Origin of the sequence: Thermohahella caldifontis, from assembly GCF_041153465.1 — a bacterium.
Lineage (GTDB): Bacteria > Pseudomonadota > Gammaproteobacteria > Pseudomonadales > Oleiphilaceae > Thermohahella > Thermohahella caldifontis.
On the sequence record NZ_CP154858.1, the window covers coordinates 2401248 to 2420971 of the forward strand.

At 59.5% G+C, this 19724-nt stretch carries 14 protein-coding genes; 4 read left to right on the plus strand and 10 right to left on the minus strand.

Annotation, left to right across the window (positions count from 1 at the left end):
* Nucleotides 1-23: 23 nt before the first annotated feature.
* On the minus strand, nt 24-4877 hold the full coding sequence (locus AAIA72_RS11635) for a hypothetical protein (RefSeq protein ID WP_369600486.1): 4854 nt from the start codon (nt 4875-4877) through the stop codon (nt 24-26).
* A 218-nt stretch (nt 4878-5095) separates the two neighbouring features.
* Here AAIA72_RS11635 and corA point away from each other — a divergent pair, with 218 nt between their 5' ends.
* Together corA and AAIA72_RS11645 are read left to right on the plus strand one after the other, a co-directional pair.
* On the plus strand, nt 5096-6154 hold the full coding sequence (corA, locus tag AAIA72_RS11640) for a magnesium/cobalt transporter CorA (RefSeq protein WP_369600487.1): 1059 nt from the start codon (nt 5096-5098) through the stop codon (nt 6152-6154).
* A gap of 9 nt (nt 6155-6163) precedes the next feature.
* Nucleotides 6164-7333: a cation:proton antiporter gene (locus AAIA72_RS11645; protein ID WP_369600488.1), complete on the plus strand. Its 1170-nt coding sequence runs from the start codon at nt 6164-6166 to the stop codon at nt 7331-7333.
* Nucleotides 7334-7351: 18 nt separating this feature from the next.
* Here AAIA72_RS11645 and AAIA72_RS11650 read toward each other — a convergent pair whose 3' ends face one another.
* The 5 genes from AAIA72_RS11650 to AAIA72_RS11670 form a co-directional block, all read right to left on the minus strand.
* A complete protein-coding gene (locus AAIA72_RS11650) occupies nt 7352-8131 on the minus strand; it encodes a lysophospholipid acyltransferase family protein (protein ID WP_369600489.1) in 780 nt (259 codons plus the stop codon).
* A 126-nt stretch (nt 8132-8257) separates the two neighbouring features.
* Nucleotides 8258-9466, minus strand: coding sequence for a methyltransferase (locus AAIA72_RS11655; RefSeq protein WP_369600490.1), 1209 nt, complete (start codon nt 9464-9466; stop codon nt 8258-8260).
* A gap of 136 nt (nt 9467-9602) precedes the next feature.
* On the minus strand, nt 9603-9935 hold the full coding sequence (locus AAIA72_RS11660; protein ID WP_369600491.1) for a hypothetical protein: 333 nt from the start codon (nt 9933-9935) through the stop codon (nt 9603-9605).
* Nucleotides 9936-9986: 51 nt separating this feature from the next.
* Nucleotides 9987-10598, minus strand: a complete 612-nt coding sequence (locus AAIA72_RS11665) for an exonuclease domain-containing protein (protein WP_369600492.1) — start codon at nt 10596-10598, stop codon at nt 9987-9989.
* A 29-nt stretch (nt 10599-10627) separates the two neighbouring features.
* Entirely contained in the window at nt 10628-11434 is an 807-nt protein-coding gene (locus tag AAIA72_RS11670) for a metallophosphoesterase (protein WP_369600493.1), read from the minus strand.
* Nucleotides 11435-11508: 74 nt separating this feature from the next.
* On the opposite strand from AAIA72_RS11670, the gene AAIA72_RS11675 reads away from it, so the two are divergent.
* Nucleotides 11509-11961: an HAD domain-containing protein gene (locus AAIA72_RS11675; RefSeq protein ID WP_369600494.1), complete on the plus strand. Its 453-nt coding sequence runs from the start codon at nt 11509-11511 to the stop codon at nt 11959-11961.
* Here the strand turns inward: AAIA72_RS11675 and AAIA72_RS11680 are convergent.
* The 4 genes from AAIA72_RS11680 to AAIA72_RS11695 all read right to left on the minus strand — a co-directional run bounded on the left by AAIA72_RS11680 (nt 11947) and on the right by AAIA72_RS11695 (nt 17514).
* Nucleotides 11947-12696: an RES family NAD+ phosphorylase gene (locus AAIA72_RS11680; RefSeq protein WP_369600495.1), complete on the minus strand. Its 750-nt coding sequence runs from the start codon at nt 12694-12696 to the stop codon at nt 11947-11949. The genes AAIA72_RS11675 and AAIA72_RS11680 overlap by 15 nt on opposite strands.
* Nucleotides 12693-13055: an antitoxin Xre/MbcA/ParS toxin-binding domain-containing protein gene (locus AAIA72_RS11685; protein WP_369600496.1), complete on the minus strand. Its 363-nt coding sequence runs from the start codon at nt 13053-13055 to the stop codon at nt 12693-12695. Before AAIA72_RS11685 ends, AAIA72_RS11680 begins: the two co-directional genes overlap by 4 nt.
* 92 nt (nt 13056-13147) lie before the next feature.
* Nucleotides 13148-16297: a DUF3427 domain-containing protein gene (locus AAIA72_RS11690; RefSeq protein WP_369600497.1), complete on the minus strand. Its 3150-nt coding sequence runs from the start codon at nt 16295-16297 to the stop codon at nt 13148-13150.
* A 56-nt stretch (nt 16298-16353) separates the two neighbouring features.
* Nucleotides 16354-17514 (minus strand): hypothetical protein, encoded by a 1161-nt coding sequence (locus AAIA72_RS11695; RefSeq protein WP_369600498.1) that lies wholly within the window; start codon nt 17512-17514, stop codon nt 16354-16356.
* 472 nt (nt 17515-17986) lie between these two features.
* Here AAIA72_RS11695 and pckA point away from each other — a divergent pair, with 472 nt between their 5' ends.
* Nucleotides 17987-19612, plus strand: a complete 1626-nt coding sequence (gene pckA, locus AAIA72_RS11700) for a phosphoenolpyruvate carboxykinase (ATP) (protein ID WP_369600499.1) — start codon at nt 17987-17989, stop codon at nt 19610-19612.
* Nucleotides 19613-19724: the final 112 nt, after the last annotated feature.

Consider the following 19724-nt stretch of genomic DNA (forward strand, 5'->3'; position numbering starts at 1 on the left):
ACGGGTTATCGCAGACGCCTTTCTCAACTCCCCAGCGTGTGACTGGTATAGAGCTGAGACCAGCACATTCGTTCCCGCCTGGGTTTTTCCTCGTCATTATAGCTGGTCCAGGCATAGGGACCGCGAAAAGGCAAGCTGACCACCGAGTTATCCTCCAGGGGCACGAGGCCATGACGTGTTGTTCCTCCGGACACAATCACCCTCGCCCGCGCCGTCACAATCACGTGCTGCCCGGGCGAAAGCTTTTCCACCTTTTTTTCCTTTACTGCTTCTTCAGGAGGTGCAAGATCACCAAAACCGAAAGATTGAACGATCACCAATTCCTGCGTCTTGCTGTCCTCGTAGATGCCCGGTGTCCGGATATCGCCGAGCCAGGGCGACAGATGCAAAAGACTCGGTATGACCAAAGCAGGACCATAGTCGGAGGACTTCAATGCCTTCATCTGCACGACGTTTTGATACATCAGATCTAAACGCCTCCGCCCGATCCAACCGCCGGTCACTCTCAGCTCGAAAATCAGTCTGGACTGGCCCTCGATAAAGTAGGGTACGCTCAGGCGGGTGATCACGATGTTACCGCGGGCCTGGGAGGCGTCTTCCTGGGTTACGGTGAGCTGGCGCACTTCAACCGGATACAGCGCGGTCAGCAATAGCTCTGCAGCAGCCTCGGGGTGCTGGCGTACCGGCGCAATGTATTTATCTTCGTCTTCACCAAACCAGCGATCCAGCAATCCGGTATTCAGACGGCCGCTGGTATCACGGCTGGGCTCCGAGGCCGGCTCGTCACGCCAGTCCCGGGTCATTTCGAGCAGTTCGTCAAGGGTAGCAGCCAAAGGCTGACCGAAAGTGCCCAGAAACTGGTCGGCCTGCCCGCTCAACTTGAGAGATAGCTGGCCATTTCCGTTCAGGCGGATCACTTGCCGCAGGTTGCGCCCTTCCGGTGCGGGGCGGTAATCCATGAGCCCGAGTAGCCGGTAATGGCTGTCCAGTATCAGCAATATACCCACCTTGTGCAGATACAGGCTGAGCGTGGTGGCAGGAGGCTGGGCAAGACGAACCGCCAGACAGGGCCGGATGCCGGCATACCGGAACTGGTGCAAGGGGCCAAGACTGGTTTGCAGCAGAGCGGCTCCGGTAACGGCCTCCGGCGGGACGACAAACGGAACGCGGGTTTCGACAACGGACAATCGTCGCTCAGGGCGCGCACAGGCAAACGGCCCATGCTCCAGCCAGAGCGCCATCAGGTCATCCTTGTGCCATATGGTATTGCCCAATACCACACCCGTCGCCGCCAAGGCAAATCCCAGCAGGGCCAGTGGCGGTGCCACGGCAGCGACCGCAGCAGAGATTCCGGCACCACTCATCGCGAGCAGTGTGCTGACCGTCACCATTCCACCGCCAACAACCTGAAATGCATACGCTTTCCTGACATCATCCCCCTTGTAGGCCGCCCCCAGATAGTCCATGCCCGCGACCACCACCCCCAGGGTGCCTGCGATGACAGGCAGACGCCCGGCAAAGGTTCTGGCCCACTCGGGATGTCGGATCAACTGGCCCAGCCAGTGTCCCGCCGCCGGCGTTTCCGAGGCCAGCCGCTGCGCGACCTTTTGGCCAGCTTCACCACTGAGCGCGAGCATGTCCAGTGTCGCACTGAGTGCGTTCAGCGTGTTGCGCGTCGAGCCCTGTCTGGTGGCCTCATTCAGGGCGAGAAAGGCGTTCAGGGTGAACAGGCTCAGCCGGCTTCCTGTCAGCGCGTGTTGTGCTGTGGGCGAAATCGCCGTGACCTGATAGGCAGCAAACCGCTCCGGCAAGGCTGCCCGGGCCGATTCGGGTGCAGGCGGCGCATCCGTGGCACCGTGGCGTTCGAGGGCCAGAGGCGTATGCTGACGGGTGTCGGCCTTCAGGTAGTCCCCGGTCTGTATCAGCAGTCCACCATAAACCGCAAGCTGATTGCGTGCCCAGCCCAGTGTCTTGCGGAGCCAGCGGCGAGACAGTCTCTGGCCACCTGCAGTCAGCTTGCGCAAGGCTTCGCGGGTCTGCACCTGTGCCAGCTGATCAATATAGTTGAGCGCTGCCCTCGAAATATCGGCGGCAGGGCCGACAGGTGGCGACGCCATCTGACTGAGTGCCGTCAGCCAGTCTTGCCGGGCTTGTCTGATGCGCTCGGCATGATCGCTTTCCGCATCCCAGCTGATTTCCAGCTCCCGGATCAGCCGCTTGAGCGCCTTCTGCCAGGCAAAGTCCTCCTTGCCCAGCCAGGGCGACAGAATCTTTGCCAGCGGATGTTGTCCGCTCACGATGCGGTCCATCAGGTCCGCATAACGATTGTTCTCCGTGGATTGTGCATGTTCCCGGGCCAGCGAATCGTCCAGTTGCAGGGTTCGGCACAGCGTGGTTTCCGGTGTCTGAAGTTGCGCCAGTGTGATCTCCACCAGTTCATGGAAGGAAAACAGGCCCCGGGGATGATCTGCCGGCAAGGCCAGCCGGTCACCGAGTATCCGGGCAAGTCTTTCGGGAGAGCTGTCACCCAGCTCACTGTCGAGTACGCACCGCACGCTCTCCCGTGCGGCACAAATGAGCTCGCGGAGGTGGGCCCGCTCGGCAATTTTCAGTACAGCCTTGATGTCATCGGCATCCAGACGGGATTGCAGTCTCTGTTGGTGTACAAAGCGCGCCTGGTCCCGCTGCCAGGGCGTGCCCTGCTCCGGCGTGATGTCCTGATTGAGCCACCACCAGGTCAGGACCGCGGCTTCGAGATAACGCTCCACCCCCGCCCCTGTTTCGCGCCGGATATGCATGTCCCTGACGAGCTGCTCCATGAGCGACCACGCCGTGTTGAGCCGCATGGCGGCTGTGTGCAGCAGGGCTTCCGGATCCGCAATCACGAGGCTTCGCATGCCGGGCCCGATGACCTGGCAGCGCTGCCCGCGCCGCTCGGCCATGGTGGCCTCGGTGGTATCCGCAAGCCGGGGATCCTCGCTGGCTGGCGGTACACCGCTGCCCGGATCGTGCCAGGGCCAGTCCGGTCGCTCCGGATCCGCCGCAGGTCGCAGCCCGCCCAGTGACTGAATGCGTGCCCAGCTCCACTGAAAGTGGGAGAAGGCAATCTCCACCGACTCATCCTCCGGAACGGGCAAGGTGACCCGCGGGATAGCCTTCTCCGTTTGCGCGGGCCGTTCATCCCGCCCCTGGTGAACCTGAAGATTGACCGGGCGCAGACTCACCCGGGAGGGATCGGGCCTGGGGATCGGCTCACTGATCACCTCATATTCTGCCCACAGGTACCCCTGCCGAAACACGTAGAGCCAGCCCGGGGGCATTGCCGTCTCCGTGATATCAGGCTGCCGCCACGCCTCCGCCAGTCTGGCCAGCGGTGCCACATCGGATTTCCAGGCATCCGTTGCCGGAAGCTCCGTACAGCGCCAGTGTGTCCGGCTCAGCCGAACGGACCGCAGCGCTTCCTTTTTCGGCAGGGTAATCGGGTTGACCCGGCTGAGGTACACAACAGGCTGACGCCCGGGTTCATCTTCTTCCGAGTCCGGATCCGGCGCTTCGCGCAGATCAAAGGCCCAATGCCATGGATGAACGGTTCTGGCCGTGACCGGCTGAGCCTGAACCAGGATCCGATGGGCCGTTTCCGGAACGTCAAGGGTCAGGGGCTCTCCGGCCGTGGCGTCGAACGGGACGGGCTCGCCGGCGTCAAAACGGATCTCGCCCGTCAGCTCTTTTGTCTTGCCGTCTGTTGCCGGCCGAAAGACCAGACGCAGGGCTCTGGAGGCCAGTGCACTCACAGGTACCGCCGCCATGGCCGGCCGGTTCCGCAGGTGCGCCGGCAAGGTGAAGCCGGCCGGTACGGTTCCGTCTTTCAGCCAGGCAGTCAGTGGCGTCAGATCCGTACCCTGTTGCAGGCGGGTTTGCGGATCCGCCTCCAGCGCCGCCACCTGATCCCAGGGCAGCAGGGTACGGCTGTATCGCATGTCCAGAGCGGTTTCCCGCTGGCCGTTGACCTGCAGAGGCACCCAGATCGCATTCAGGGACACGCCATCGGCGTGAGGCGCGGTGTCATGCTTGCGGGCCAGTTCGTGGTGGCCATCCCGGAAGCGGCCATGCCCGGTCACCTTCAGCATGCGCCAGAGTCGATTGTGACGGAAAAGATACAGCCAGCCGGTGTCGGGAACCTGCCCGTCCGTCCCCTCCAGCACCGGCACCACGGGCATGAGGGTGGTGGCCACCGGCCCCGGATTGCGGCTGTGGGGTACGCCGGGCAGACCCTCGCCCAGCGGATACACGAAGGGGGGCGACCCGTTGCCGGCCCGGACGACCAGGCTCGCACCGGCCCGGTAGCGGGTATCGCTTTCCACCACCACGAGACGGCTGTCGCCACGCCCCGGAAACCGGGCGGCATCATCGGCAGGTGTCCAGCCCGCGGCACGGAACCGGATCCGGTGTTCCCGGTCCGGTGCCGGATGCGCCACTTCGGTCCGGTACAGCCAGCGCTGCGTCTCCCGCGGCGGTTCAGGTGGCGGCGGCGTGATACGGGCCGGCGGGGTATCCGCAATGGCAGGAACCACGGTGGACGTCATGGGGAACCAGATATCCGGTGCGATGCCATCGCCCTGAAATACCCTGATCCTGCCCAGACGAATGGCCCGCAGGAGAGTTGTGCGGCTGACTTCACCACCGAGCTGTGCCTTCAGGGCGGCGTTGTCTTTCAACGATTCGACCTGATCCGCAACGGCGGCAGCATGATGGCTGTCTGCAGACACGGGATCGGGGAGCGCTTCACCATGGCGCAGGCGCAGTTGTTCCCGGGTCAGAAGCTGATAGATCTCACCGGCCACATGTACCGTAGCCAGTGGCGTATGGGGGTCAACCATTACCGGAATCCTTTTCCGTGGGGCATGAACATCCTGTTTGCCTCACGGATTTTAGGGGAGCCGGGCGGGAGGGGGCAAGTGTTTTGTGGGTGACCAGGTCTCGGACCGGAGGGCCGACTCCTGCGCAACCGGTTTCTCCGGCCGTACCCGCGCAACAGGATGGATTCCCGGCCGACCGGTTTGTGCTACAGTACTGACAAAACAGGGATCACCACAGAATGACTGATATGGCCAAGACCGGTCTGCCTCCGGGTTCGCTGATTCACGTCGGCGAAGAGGCACCTTCCGACACCACCATCACCCTCTGCCGCTATACCCGCGAAACCCTGGACGTCACGAAAGACATTCCGCCGGACGACCTGATCCGCCAGCTCGAACAGCCGTTCAACGGCACAACCTGGGTACGGATCGAAGGACTTGCCGATACCGCCTTCTTTGCACAACTGGCCGAGCATGTGGGCATCCACGCACTGGTGATGGAAGATGTGCTCAATACCCACCAGCGCGCCAAGCTCGAAGACTACGACAACTACATCTACGCGGTGTTGCGTCATACCCCCTGGCAGCCGGACACGGAGGATCTGGCTGACGATCAGATCAGCTTCATTCTGGCCCCGCATCTGGTCATCACCTTCTCCGAAACGGCCACTCCGCTGTTCGATCCTGTGGCCGAACGGCTGAAAAATGGTGCGGGGCGGCTGCGCAATCATGAGGCGGACTATCTGTTCTATGCGCTCATGGATGTGGTGGTGGATGGCTACATTCAGGCCCACGACGAGCTGGATGACGTGATTTTTGAGCTGGAAGAAAGTCTCCTGTCCGGCGACACCGAGCAGGCGACGCTTGTCCGCATTCAGGACATGAAACGGGCGCTCCTGCGCCAGCGCAAGGCGATCCAGCCCGTAGCCACCATGCTGGACACCCTGATCCGCGAGGATCATCCGCTGATCAGACCGGTAACGCAGCCCTATCTTCGCGATGTCGAAGATCATGCCCAGCGCGTGCTGGCCAACCTGGAGTCTTCAAGAGAGCTGCTCGGTTCCATGCTGGACATTTATCTGTCCCTCGCCAGCAACCGCATGAACGAGACCATGAAGGTACTGACCGTGTTTGCCGCCATTTTCATTCCCCTGACTTTCGTGGCCGGTGTGTACGGCATGAACTTCGAGTACATGCCGGAGCTCAAGTGGCGCTGGGGTTATCCTGCGGTCTGGGGGGTATTTGTGACCATGGCCGGGGGTTTGCTCGTCTACTTCAAACGCAAACAGTGGCTCTAGGAGACCTCCATGCAACATTCCACCCTGCTTTTCAATGTGGTGGCCGTGGTCACCGGGCTGGTACTGATCGGCATGCTGCTCAGGCCCTTCCGCCAGCCACAGCTGGTCGCCTACATTCTGGCCGGTGTGCTCATGGGACCGGCTGCGCTGGGTTGGGTCGAGGACACCCATCAGCTCGAACAGCTGGGAGAGCTGGGCGTCACCCTGCTGCTGTTCTTCATCGGCCTTGAGGTATCACCACGCGAGCTGGCAAGGGGCTGGCGCATTGCGGTCATCGGTACCGGGCTTCAGATTGCCCTGAGCGTGGGCGCAGTCTGGTTGGTGGGCTGGTTTCTGGACTGGCCGCTGCCGCGCATCCTCCTGCTCGGTTTTGTCATCAGCCTGTCGTCAACGGCCGTCGTCATCAAGCTGCTGCAGGACAGCAATGAACTGCACAGCCCCGTGGGCAAGAATACCCTGCTGATCCTGCTGGCACAGGATATTGCAGTGGTGCCCATGATGATCCTGCTGGCATCGCTGGGCAGCCAGACCGGTGCGGAAACCGTCAACCCCTGGATACAGCTCGGTGGCGGTGCAGTGCTGGTTGCCCTGACCGGCTGGCTGCTCAGTCGCGAAGCCATCAGCCTGCCCTTTCTCGGCTGGGTACGGGACAATCACGAGATGCAGGTCTTCGTGGCCCTGCTGCTGTGCTTCGGCTGTGCCCTGATCACCAGCCTGATCGGTCTTTCCGCGCCGCTGGGTGCCTTCATCGGCGGCATGATCATCGGCCGTACCCAGGAAATCCGCTGGGTACACGATGCGCTGGAGCCGCTGCACATCATTTTCGTGGCGCTGTTCTTTGTTTCGGTCGGCATGCTGATCGACCCGGCCTTCCTGCTCGACAATCTGGCCACCATCCTGCTTCTCGTGGTACTGGTGCTGGTGACCAACACCTTCATCAACGCCCTGATTCTGAAAGTCATGGGTGAAGACTGGAAAGATGCCTTGCTGACGGGCGTCATGCTGTCCCAGATCGGCGAATTTTCCTTCGTGCTGGCATCAGTGGGCCTGGCCAGCGGTATCGTCGGCAAACCGGCGTACCAGCTTACCGTCGCCGTGATTGCCTTCAGTCTGCTGGCCAGTCCGCTGTGGATCAAGGTTGTTTCAAAGGAAGTCCGGCGGCGCATACCGGGACCCTGATCCCACCTGATTCAACCCTCAAACCGGTGCCTCCACCAAACGGTGAAACCACCGGTTGAGTCCGGAGCGCTCAATGCACTCGCGGCGATGACTTTCCGCCTCATCCATCAGCCCGCTGATCACTCCCTGTATGTGCCGGTTGGTGGCTTGCAGGGCGGCTTCATCCGCCAACGCCTCCGGTTGCAGCCGGATGGGTTCCCCCACGGCAAACACCACCTTCGCGGGGCGAAAGATGGGCAGCCGGGGGATGAGCAGGAAGTCCCAATCCGGGTTCACCGGGTGCATGAGCTTCTTCTCCAGTACCGGCTGGTGAGCCACGATCCAGGGAATGGCCTGGTCCACCCCATGAAATCCGATCGGCACAATGGGCACCGGATGCTCACGCAGCATGCGCAGGTAGCCGGTATGAAAACGGTTCATGCGGTTGCGGACATCGGTGGCATCAATCCCTTCCGGCATGATCAGCACCGAATGACCGTCCCGGAGCAGCCGGACACCATTGGCAATGGTCGCGGTTTCGCAGCCCAGATGCCGGAACCAGGGACTGGCGGGGCCTTCGGAAAAGCCTTTCCATACCAGGGTGCGAAAGTCCGCCTCCGGATGATCCGCCAGAATCACGCTGCCGATCATGTAACATTCCAGCGCAAAGAACGCCGTATGATTCATGACCAGCATGACCGGTTCTTCGCGCAGGATGCCGAGCCGCTCGCGACCCAGCACATCCAGCTGAAAGTAATGTCTGAAAAAAGTCTCCAGCGCATTTGTCACGCGCCATTTGACGAGGGTATCCCGCAGCATTCCGTTGTCCTTATGTCGTGTCTCTGAAGTTGCGGGCGCGAGTGTAGTGTCCGCGGTACAGGCTGTCCGTGCCTGCTTGGCAAAACCGGGAACTTCACCCGAATGGGGGAAACCTGCCGAGGCCCTTCAGCGCCGGGCCCTGATGAGCAGGTTGCGCGGGGAGACGTCAGGCGGACAGAATGTTCCCAGGGTGACCTCGTAACCGGCCCCTTCAAGCGCCAGCGCCAGGTCCAGCACCAGCCAGAGCTCCAGCGGCCGGCGCACCACCGCCTGCACCAATGCCATGCGCTGATACCAGGCATACCGCCTGCGACCGGCCTCCAGCCAATGCGCTTCATCCTGCACCTCGGGCATGGGGAGGCTGTGGTGCCGGGCACCCCAGCGGCAGAAGCGCTCAAAGCCCTCACCGAGGACACTCAGGGGGCGCGGTGGCAGCGCCGTGTAATGGCTGACCCCCAGATGCGCCCGCACCCAGGCATCGAAGGCCAGCCGCCAGACATTCAGCGCATGCTGCTGACGGCGTACCCGGGGCGGAGCGGTTTGCGTCTGGCGCACCGCATGGCGGAGCTGATCACGCCTGAACCCCGGGTTCAGAGCCTCGCCGGCGCGGGACAGGGGCTGATAGCGGTCCGGCCCGTGCAGGTGATAGCAGCAGGGTGCCAGAATCAGCTCGGGCACCCCGGCGCCGATGGCGCGTCTGACCAGCGCGCGATGCAGTTCACCGCAGGCATGCAGGGCCAGCGCCGTCCGGGCATGGCCAAGCGCATCGGCAACGCGGTGTTCGTCTGCCAGCACATCACATTGCCGCATGCTGACCGCCACACCCTGCGCATCCGCCAGCGCCTGCCCGGTGACAACCAGATCCGGCTGCAGTTCCAGCCCGATACCCGGTCTTTGCGTGACCCGGCTGACCACACGAACGAGATGACCTTTGCCGGCACACCATTCCAGCACCGTACCCGAACGCGGTGGCAGGGTATGCAGAAATGCCTGGATCTGAGCCTGTTTACGACCCGGCACCCCCGCCCAGGCCCGCGGATCCGTCTCCGCCTGCGTGGGTGAATGCACGTCCGCCAGCACAGCTACCCGGACCATTTCCGCCAGCTTGGCGGCCTCGTGCAGCCCCGCCTCAGCGAGCCAGTGAAGCAGGGCGTCATCATCGCCCATGAGATGTTCGACTTCCGCATCGCTCAGCGCCTGAACACGGCCATACAGACCCGGCGCACGCGACGCCCAGGGGCAATCCACCGCTCCGAACGGTGACCAGTCCCAGAACGGCGCCGTGTCCCGGATCAGCAGGTCAAGCGCCTCAAAACGAGCGGAAAGGTCGTGCATCACACCCACCCAGATTCATGGATACCGGCCGGGTACCCCGCCGGCTCATCGCGGGGGATTGTGCGCACTTTGGGTCAGGTTCGCAATGGGGGAAGAACGGAGCCCGGCGTTTGCCGCCGGGCTGAACGGGGAAAGCTCAGGCGGCCTGTACAGCGCCTTCGGCCTGATGCTGACCAGCCCACTTCATGCCGAAGAGAATGATGACCAGCGTGGCCAGATAAGCCCCCACTTGTGGCAGGTTTGGCCGGGCCTGATAGCCCACCAGGATGTGCAGAAGCTGGCCGACAACAGACTTTTCGGAAAGTATATTGCTCGTATCCCAGAGGGGCGGCATCCAGGGAAGGATCCCCGCCTGGGTCAGATAACCCACCGCCGTCGCTGCCAGCGCAGCTTTTTTGATGCAACGTCCTGAATGAGGCATATAAACAATAATCGTTATCACAATCAGTTTTATGATGCTGTCAAACACCTTTTCAGGATATGGAGATGCCCTGGCTCCCCCATGCCAGCGGGGAGCCTCTCAGTCAGATCCTGGCTGACCCGCACGAGCCAGGATTTCCGCTTCAAGGGACCAGTCCATGAACGGCAGCAGGCGGACGATGTTCCGCGCATCGTCGACCCCGCGGTGCTGCCTGCCTTCAAATGACAGCCCATGAAAATGCAGCGCATTCTTCAGGGTGTTCTTCTTTTTCCGACCCGTGGAGTGCTTCCACAGATACCGGAGGTTCAGATGAGGAAACCTGCAGAAACGAGGTGTCATGCCACTGTCCCGGTTCTGTCTCATGATGTGCCGGTAGTCATAGTTACCCCAACTGCACCAGATGAACCCGTCCGGCAGCTCTCCCAGCCAGGCGTCCAGCGCCTCGATCGCCTCGGGGTAAAGGGGGGCCGCATCCACCATGTCCTGGGTGATGCCGGTCAGCGAGATACAGCACTCACTGAGTCGGGGAAAGCGAACCGGACGCACCATGAAGCTGGCGCTTTCAATCAATTTGCCCGCCCGGGTGGCCAATGCGCAACCGATCTCGATGATCTCCATGTTGTCCACACTCTGCGGTTCCCCCTCCGGCGTGATCTGGTTCTTCCAGCAGGTCGCCTCAAGGTCAATGACGAGCACGGGACTGTCTGTCATGCCAACCCACCCTCCTGACGTTTCCGTTTTCAATGGCCATCCCCCACACATCCATCTGCAGACTGCCCCGGCCTGGGTGCCGGTTCCAGCCGGATCAATCCCGCTGCGGCGGCGTCTTCCCTTCGTTCCTCCGGATAGCCTACCGGGTTACAAAAGATACGCGTTGAGCCCAGGCGATAATCGAATCGGTCATGGGTGTGGCCATGTACCCACAGTTGCGGTGCTTCCTGCGCGATGAGCCCGGCAAGGTCCGAAGCAAAGGCCCCGTTGAGCGGGTGTCCTCTGAAGCGCTCGGGGACGGATTGGGGCGTGGGACAATGATGGGTGATCACAATGGCCGGAACCTGCTCGCTGCGGGCCCGGGCCAGTTCCTCCTGAAGCCATTGCCGGCTCCGGTGATGCAAGGCCTGAACATCCTCCGGTTCAAGCATGCGCACACCACCAAAGTCGATCATATTGTAGTCGTTCATCATCACCCGCGCGGTATCCATCCCGGACTCCGGGTCTCCCAGAATGGCAAAGTCTGTCCAGAGCGTACACCCCAGAAAACGGTATCCGAGCAGATCAATGCTCTCGCAATCCAGAAATGTGACGTGATCATGAGGCGCCGCGGCCCGCCGCAACCCATCGTAAAGGTCAGGCAGCGAAGCCCCGTAGAATTCATGATTGCCGGCTACGTACAGGACCCGTGAAGAGGGCGGAAAAGTCCTTGCCGCCCACTCTATACCTTGCACCCCCTCATGGATATCACCGGCGAGGATGATGACATCCGCCAACGCATCGCACTGCCAGGGTTCAAATTCCAGATGGATATCAGAAAGCGCCAGAACCTGCATGAAATTCCTTCTCACCGAGCCCGAAAAACCGGCTACTCTTGCTCAAGAGTCGCCAAAGCAAGGGGGAAGTATAGATGAATTCACTGTTTCTTTTTCTGGATCTGGACGGTGTCATCCAGTTCAAGGCACCGGGAAAGCCCCCCGAACCGGGTGCCATTCAGTTGCGCAACCTGCGCATCCTGACCGGGGCTTATGATCTGCCTGTTGTCATCACCTCGACCTGGCGCATCGTGCACCCGCTCTCCTGGTTCAGGACACACATCAATCCGAACGTGGTCGGCATGACGCCGGAACTGGAAGATACCGGGCCGGGAACGCGCCAGCGGGAAGTGGAAGCCTGGCTGAGGCGCCACGCACCGGGTGCGGAATGGATCGCACTGGATGATCAGGAGGCGCTTTACCAACCCAACTGTTCCAACCTCATCTTGTGCCACCCTGACAAGGGCCTGGACTCGGCCACGCTTGCGCGGGTCATTGAATATGTGGAGGAGCGGCTCAACCGTCTGACGCAGTCAGGCTGCGGGTAAAGGCAGGCGGCCATCAATCAGGAAAGCATCTATCTGAAACGCATGCACCTCGCGCCCGACACTGAACTCCACACGTTCTGCACGGGTCTGGCACAGGCAGGCCTGCTGGTTCAGCGGCCGGTCAGACGCCAGCGCATCCGGTGTGAACAGTGCCACATTGACACCTCCTGCCGGGTCCCGGGCCGAGGGGTACTCAAAGGCTTCCACCTCATCCGAACGCATGGCCTGCCCCAGTTGCTGTGTCAGGCGGTAACTGACCGGATTGCGGATCTGTTCCCGGAAGGGTGTGAACGGCCCGCCCTGCAGCCGGACTCCGCGGCAGCACTGATAGCGAAAGGAGAACAACGTGTGCTGGGTCTGCAATACCGGACGGGCCGGACCGGCCGCATTGTCGTACCAGAACCAGAACCGGTAGAACGCCCCCTCGCAGAGGGTAACCGGGACAGCAGTACCGCCGTAAAACAGGCTCGGCTCCCAGCGTGTACCGAAGCGACTGCCATGACTCAAGGGCGGGTAGCGAAAGGGCGTCGCGAGCAGATAATGCAGCCGCTCCGTACCGGCACGCATTGGCGGCTTGGACTGCTCCAGCATTTCCTCCAGCAGCGCCTGATCGGCAAGGCTCGACACAATCTGCGTCGTTGCCACCACTTCCTGGCTTTCCACCAGCCTGTAGCCGGTTCCGCCCAAGGGGCAGATGGCCTCCTGGCCCCCTGCTGTGGTCCAGATATCCGTCACACCTTGCCCCGGATGGCGTCAATGTACTCCGCCACGTGCACCAGACCGGTCACATCACGGATCAGCTCTGCCGGTACGCCCTGAAGGGTTCGGATGGGCGAATGCATCCAGTGCTTCATCTCGTTCTCGTCGCCCCCCACCAGCGCATAGAGTCCCCGGTAGATGCGGATGAGCAACAAGGCAAGCTGGCCACTTGTCGATTCCGGATCCACACCATTGCGAGCGATGGTGGTGCGGTTGCGGCCGATCACACGGCCCACTTCCTCCGCAGACAGCCCCAGCCTTGCCCCGGCGTTGATGACGGCTTCACCGAGGACTCTGGACTTGTCTGGCTGAGCGAGAGCTGAAGTGGCGCGCATGGCGGGTCTCCTGTGCATATGCACATTATCAGCCAAAGAATCTTCAAATGCAAAGCAGGCTGTTTAATCTGCGGGCAGCGTAGCCTCCTAAACTACAGTCCTCGAACCACGCTAAAGCGCCTGAATAGGGACGCAGCTAGCGGATGAACCAGCTCAAATGTGATACTCATGGGCGCTTCACCTTCGATCTTAACGATAGATCCCGGCCCACAGGCCACGTAAGCCATCTCCTTGTTTTCGCGGATGAATAACTGAAAGGTCCAGCCATTATCAGGCGCACCTAGATACCGTTTGCCTGCCGCAGTCCCAGGACGTGCGCTGTTTTGGCTCTGCCAGTGAAAATGATTGGGGGAAATAGCGTAATCTTGGTACGCAATACTCTCATGAAAGCCCGCTGATTTGTCTAGCGTGACAAAGATATACTCAATCTGCTGATCTGAATCACGATAGACCCCTTCTCGGAAAGCTGGCCGCGCATCGACAGTATGCTTGCCAATCGCGGTAAGTATTTCACGGAGATGGTATCGTGCATGCAAGCAAAGTGGGCGATCCACCAAACCTGATATAGGGAGGTAGCGGTGCGTGGTGCGACTCAATAACATCTCAGCAATATCTTCCAACTCATCGCACAGGTCCGGATATTTCGCCAGCCTCTGGACAAATTGGAGATAGGGGCCCACATCGTTGTAATCATGGAAAAGTTGATACATCAACATTTGCGCTCGAAGTTTGTCAAGCGCATCAACGGGTTGAAAGTGGGCACGCTCCTGCGCCAATTTAAGCATGACATCCAGCACACGGGGATCATCATGATGGGTGAGCGTAGCCATGCTATCCGCCATGGCACCCTCTTCAGCCGCAAGCGTTCGGTTGATGAGCCGCGCAGCCATCTTTAACTGGGTCCAGCCCCGAGGCTTGGTCGCGCGATAGATATCCTCAAGCTCCACACCCTGATCCCGAATAAATTCGGCCAATTTGGGCTTGCGCGTTGATCGATGGGAGGCATAACGCGCAAGTTCCTGAGCCAGATCCCGCCACCTTGAACTTAAAGACTGCTTTAAGTGTGCGAGCACTTGCTGACGTGTCTGCTTTTGCAAATGGATATGGCAGCCAGGCGGCAACGTATCAAAACCTTTTTCAACCGCTTGGCGCAATTGCCGCCTCGACAAACCGGTTAACGCCGTCAGCATCAAATCGTAACGATATTCCGCTGAATGCTGCCCCACAAAGTCCAGCACTAAGCAGCTCTCCTTGCCTTTTGCTAACCGAAGCCCGCGACCAATCTGCTGCTGAAAAATAACCGTGCTTGCTGTTGGCCACAGTAGGAGTAATGTGTCCACCTCCGGAAAATCGACACCTTCGTTAAACAAGTCTACGGTGGTGACGGCAGATAACTTGCCTTGTCTAAAATCATCATTGACTGCTTTCCGCTTTTCATTCGAGCACTGTCCGGTCAGGTACGCGGTCGCGATACCTGCCTCATTCAGTACATCGGCCATAAAGCGCGAGTGGTCAACGGAAACACAAAACACCAATGTGCGACACTGTCTCGGATCGACAACCAACTCCTGCCATGCACGAATCACGTGCTCCGCGCGTGTTCGATTTTGCGCAATCGCTTCCTCGAGCGCTTTGCGCTCTCCTACCCGGCGCCAAGGCACCCCGCGTAAATCTGTCGGGTCATCGCATGCATAGTATTCAAAAGGTGCCAAGAGCTGCATTTCCAAGGCATCCCAAAGCCTCAATTCCACAGCAGGCGAACCATCTGGGCGGGAATCAAAGAATGTATGAATGACCTGTCCATCTCCTCGCTCCGGTGTGGCCGTGAGCCCCAACAGTATCTTGGGTGAAATTGAGCCCACCAAACGCGAGAAACTTTCCGCAGCAATGTGGTGGCATTCATCAATGACTACTTGGTACCAATAATCGCCGCCCACTTGCTCCACCAGTGCACGTGATGTCACACTTTGAATTGTGGCGAAAAGATGATGGTAGGATTGCGGCCTATCGCTACCGCTGAGGAGTTCACCAAACTCCGCATCCCGTAAAACAGCGCGATAGGTGTGCAGCGCCTGCTTGAGAATTTCCTCTCGGTGTGCGACGAACAGCAATTTAGGTCGCCCCCCAAGTACCTCGCACAGCCTTTTATAGTCAAACGCGGCCACCATGGTTTTACCCGTCCCCGTAGCGGCGACCACTAAATTCCGCATTCGGCCATGCTCACGTTCAATGGCAAGCTGGTCCAACATCTCTTGCTGATAGGGCTTGGGAGAGAGGTCAAAGTAAATTTTTGGGTTATCAAGTGACAACGCACCCTGCCCTTTCTCCTTGGCCAGCGCTGCATCAAGCCGCAGGCGATGGTGTTCATTCCTCGGGTCATAAACCGAAAATTCTGGATCAGCCCAAAGGGTTTCAAAGTGGGCTTTCGCCCGTTCAAATAGACGTGTTTGCTCGCGCTGAGATAGCTTAACTGTCCATTCCAGTCCACCGGTGAGCGCTGCACCAGATAAGTTCGCACTACCGATATAGGTCGAGCCGAATCCTGTTTGTCGGTGAAAAATCCAAGCCTTCGCATGAAGCCGTGTCCGGCGGCCATCTAGGCTCACCTTCACCTGACAACCCGGTAAGCTCGCCAACTGATCCAGAGCTTTTGCATCGGTCGCGCCTGTGTAGGTGGTCGTCAGTATACGCAAGCGAGTTCCACGCTCACCTTCACCGCCTACTGCGGTCGCTTCGTGCAAGAGATCCATCAGCTTTCTCACTCCCGAAACGGTAATGAAGCTGACCAAAATATCCACCTGATCTGCAGACGCGAGCTCTTTTCGAATTTCACTGAGCAAGGAAGGCGTATCCTTACTGGCCGTAAAGAGCCAAGGTGCGTGCAGACCCGTTTCCGGCGCAGTGAAACGGCGACCTACAGGCTGTATCGCAGAAAGCCGTTTGGGAGGGATGAGAAACCGATCTAACGTCAGAACGTCATCTGATATCTCACCGACGCATTCGCGTACGCGGTCAAGAAGGGTTTCAAGCAGGCTATTCGCTAATTCTGTTTGAATCGTTGGCCGATCGTTATTCTCAGGCAAAGACTCCAGTAGATCATAGAGGCGTTTTGCCACCTCAGAGACCAGTTCCTGTGCCGCACTCTGTTTAAAACCTTCGATTTGGGCATGATGATCTGGGATACGAGTGTTTAACTCATCGGTGAGAAGCAGGTCATACAGTCCAGGAGGCAGCTGATTCATCCGTGATATCTCCGGTTGGGATAAGCCCAGGGTAGCCTCTGGCGTCTCCCCATTTTTTACCCCGGCCCCGTGGCGAGAGAACCATTTCGGGCAAACAAGTCATCAATCAGACTTCGTGGTTTTCGTTTGCGCCAAAGTGGCCAGAACAGCACCCGTGCACCTCTGAACAGGTTCTGCCATCCCTTGAGCAGGCTGTAGAACGGGAACTTAAGCGCCTTGTCTGGCTTTTGACGGCGTGAACTTCTGATCAGACAGCTATCCCGGTCCTGCCAGACGGCAAGCAGTCCCCAGGCCAGACTCGCCAGCGCAACCAGATTCTGAAGTGTGGTGAAGCGCCGTGCCGGCACAGACTCCAGCGCAAAGCCCTGCTTGGTAAAGCGGTAGCCTTCCTCGCAGGCCCAGCGGTCCATGTAGGCATGGATCATGCGTTCTCCCTGTCGCCTTCCGCGCACCGGACGCGTGGTAACCAGCACCAGAGGTTCCGGCCGGTCATGGCGGACGACAATCATCCACAAGGGGCTGTCCGGATGCTCTCGCAGCATCACCCGGGTGATACCGAACCTGACGCGGGGGCCTCCCCGTCTGAGCTGCCCTTGGTGCTTCAGCGGCAGTTCACGGGCAATCTGCTGCGCTGTTTTATGACGGTCCCGCCAGCACCAGTAGCGCTGATTGGCCGCTCTGACCAGCACCTGTCGCTCACACCGGATCCAGGCATCCCACAGGATGCCCCGGTCGCCTCCCCGGTCTATCACCCAGAGCAGATCCTTCCGGATATGCCGGCTCACTTCATCCATCACCGAGAGAATGTCATGGTTCTCGCTTCTGAATGCCGTGCGCTGCGGGGTGTTCAGGCGGGTCAGCAACGGCAGCGTCTTCCCGCGCCGGACATCCCGTGCCACCACAGTCATCAGCGGATATCCGCCGACAATTTCTCCGGTATCGCCGTCCCTGACGCGGCCCCGCCATTCACTTTTCGGTGCGCCGTCACGGTTCAGATCGCCCGGATCAATGGCCAGGATCATGTCCTGCGTGACGTGCCGGCTGACGTGCGCAAGCTGCACCTGCTCTGCGGCCCAGGCCACTTCACTGTGTCCGGCCAGCATGCGGGAGATGCGCTTCTGGGTATGGTGCAGTCTGCATGGCTCATTGAGTGTGCGGGCAATCTCTGCCTGCGTGAGGGAACCGGAAGTGAGGATGCCGAAAGTGACCTCTGCCATGAGTTTTCTCACAGGCCGTGTGATCTGTTCAGGTGCCTGGTCAATCAGGCTGCAGAGGCGGGCTTTCCATTTTGTCCGATCTGTGGCATGGTAAGGCATCGGGGTTTTCCTTTGGGTTCAGTGACTTATAGGCAATCACATTGTACCTGGAGGGAAACCCCGATTCCGTTACCACATCACGTTTTTCCCTTTAAAGTCAAAAGGTTGAATGGCGCCTTCTGAAAAAATGGGGAGACGCCAGCAGGGTAGCCTGAATAGATCAATCCGGGCAAGGCTTTGGCACACCATTTCATGATGACATACACCCGACCCCAAAAAAATCCACCATCCATCGTGATGAATCGCCCCATACGCGTTTATTTACGTTAAAAAATGTCTATTCTTGCCTCAGATCAAAATTTAATTACGTAATATTACTACTATATGAGTCAGACCTTCGGGGAATCCCCCTCACACCAGCCAGGAGGCGATCATGACTCAGACACCTGACCTCTCAAAATACGGCATTACGGACGTTAAGGAAGTCGTCTACAACCCCAGCTATGACCAACTCTTCGAAGAAGAAACCCGCCCGGATCTGGAAGGCTATGAAAAGGGCGTGGTCACCGAGCTTGGCGCCGTGGCCGTCAAGACCGGCATCTTCACAGGCCGCTCTCCCAAGGACAAGTACATTGTGTATGACGATGTCAGCAAGGAGCATGTCTGGTGGGACAACAGCATCTCCCATAACGACAACCATCCCCTCAAGCCGGAAGTCTGGAACGAACTCAAGGCCCTGTGCCAGAAGCAGCTTTCCGGCAAGAGGCTGTTTGTGGTGGATGCCTTCTGTGGCGCCAATCCCAACACCCGCATGAAGATCCGCTTCATCATGGAGGTGGCCTGGCAGGCGCATTTCGTCAAGAACATGTTCATCCGCCCCACGGAAGATGAGCTGGCCAGCTTTGGTGAGCCGGACTTTGTGGTCATCAATGCATCCAAGGTCACCAACCCGAAATGGAAGGAACACGGCATGAACTCGGAGGTGTTCACCGTGTTCAACATGACCGAGCGGATGCAGCTGATTGGCGGTACCTGGTATGGCGGCGAAATGAAGAAGGGCATGTTCGCCATGATGAACTACTATCTGCCCCTGAAGCACATTGCCTCCATGCACTGTTCTGCCAACGTGGGCGAAGCGGGTGACGTGGCCATCTTCTTTGGCCTCAGCGGGACCGGAAAGACCACCCTGTCCACCGATCCCAAGCGCCGCCTGATCGGCGATGACGAGCATGGCTGGGATGATGATGGCGTTTTCAACTTTGAAGGCGGCTGCTACGCCAAGACCATCAACCTTGACCCCGAGGCCGAGCCGGACATCTATCACGCCATCAAGCGCGATGCCCTGCTGGAAAATGTGGTGGTGGATGAAAACGGCAAGATCGACTTTTCCGATGCGTCCATCACCGAAAATACCCGCGTTAGCTATCCGCTCTATCACATCAGGAACGCGGTGTACCCGGTATCGAAGGCCGGCCATGCCACCACGGTCATCTTCCTGACGGCCGATGCCTATGGTGTGTTGCCGCCCGTTGCAAAGCTGAATGCGGCACAAACCAAATACCATTTCCTCTCCGGCTATACCTCCAAGCTGGCAGGCACTGAGCGGGGTATCACGGAACCCACGCCGACGTTCTCGGCCTGCTTCGGCAAGGCCTTCCTGTCTCTGCATCCCATCAAGTACGCAGAGGAACTGGTAGCACGGATGAATGCGGTCAACGCCAAAGCCTATCTGGTGAACACCGGATGGAACGGCACCGGCAAGCGGATTTCCATTCAGGCCACCCGACGCATCATTGATGCCATTATTGCCGGGGAAGTGGATACGGCCGAAACCCGGACACTGCCGATCTTCAACCTGGAAATTCCCGTCGCGCTGGCGGGTGTGGACAGCACCATCCTCGATCCGCGCAACACCTACGCGGATGCCAGCGAATGGACAGATAAGGCCATCCGTCTGGGAGAAAAGTTCGTCGCCAACTTCAGCAGTTTCCTGGACAACCCGGAGTGCCAGGCATTGGTGGCGGCCGGACCGCAGATCCCGGCCAAGGCCGAAGCCTGATCGTTTGTCTCGTACGCTCTCACTCGCCATTGCCGGAGGCCAGGCCTCCGGCTTTTTTGGCTTACGGATCAGTGTGTTGCATGTCTGACGGCGTCATTCCAAAGCATCACCC

Coding starts and splice junctions, on each gene's coding strand:
- AAIA72_RS11635 (WP_369600486.1), bottom strand. CDS start 4,877: ATGGTTGACCCCCATACGCCACTGGCTACGGTACATGTGGCCGGTGAG.
- corA (WP_369600487.1), top strand. CDS start 5,096: ATGACTGATATGGCCAAGACCGGTCTGCCTCCGGGTTCGCTGATTCAC.
- AAIA72_RS11645 (WP_369600488.1), top strand. CDS start 6,164: ATGCAACATTCCACCCTGCTTTTCAATGTGGTGGCCGTGGTCACCGGG.
- AAIA72_RS11650 (WP_369600489.1), bottom strand. CDS start 8,131: ATGCTGCGGGATACCCTCGTCAAATGGCGCGTGACAAATGCGCTGGAG.
- AAIA72_RS11655 (WP_369600490.1), bottom strand. CDS start 9,466: ATGCACGACCTTTCCGCTCGTTTTGAGGCGCTTGACCTGCTGATCCGG.
- AAIA72_RS11665 (WP_369600492.1), bottom strand. CDS start 10,598: ATGACAGACAGTCCCGTGCTCGTCATTGACCTTGAGGCGACCTGCTGG.
- AAIA72_RS11670 (WP_369600493.1), bottom strand. CDS start 11,434: ATGCAGGTTCTGGCGCTTTCTGATATCCATCTGGAATTTGAACCCTGG.
- AAIA72_RS11675 (WP_369600494.1), top strand. CDS start 11,509: ATGAATTCACTGTTTCTTTTTCTGGATCTGGACGGTGTCATCCAGTTC.
- AAIA72_RS11685 (WP_369600496.1), bottom strand. CDS start 13,055: ATGCGCGCCACTTCAGCTCTCGCTCAGCCAGACAAGTCCAGAGTCCTC.
- AAIA72_RS11690 (WP_369600497.1), bottom strand. CDS start 16,297: ATGAATCAGCTGCCTCCTGGACTGTATGACCTGCTTCTCACCGATGAG.
- AAIA72_RS11695 (WP_369600498.1), bottom strand. CDS start 17,514: ATGGCAGAGGTCACTTTCGGCATCCTCACTTCCGGTTCCCTCACGCAG.
- pckA (WP_369600499.1), top strand. CDS start 17,987: ATGACTCAGACACCTGACCTCTCAAAATACGGCATTACGGACGTTAAG.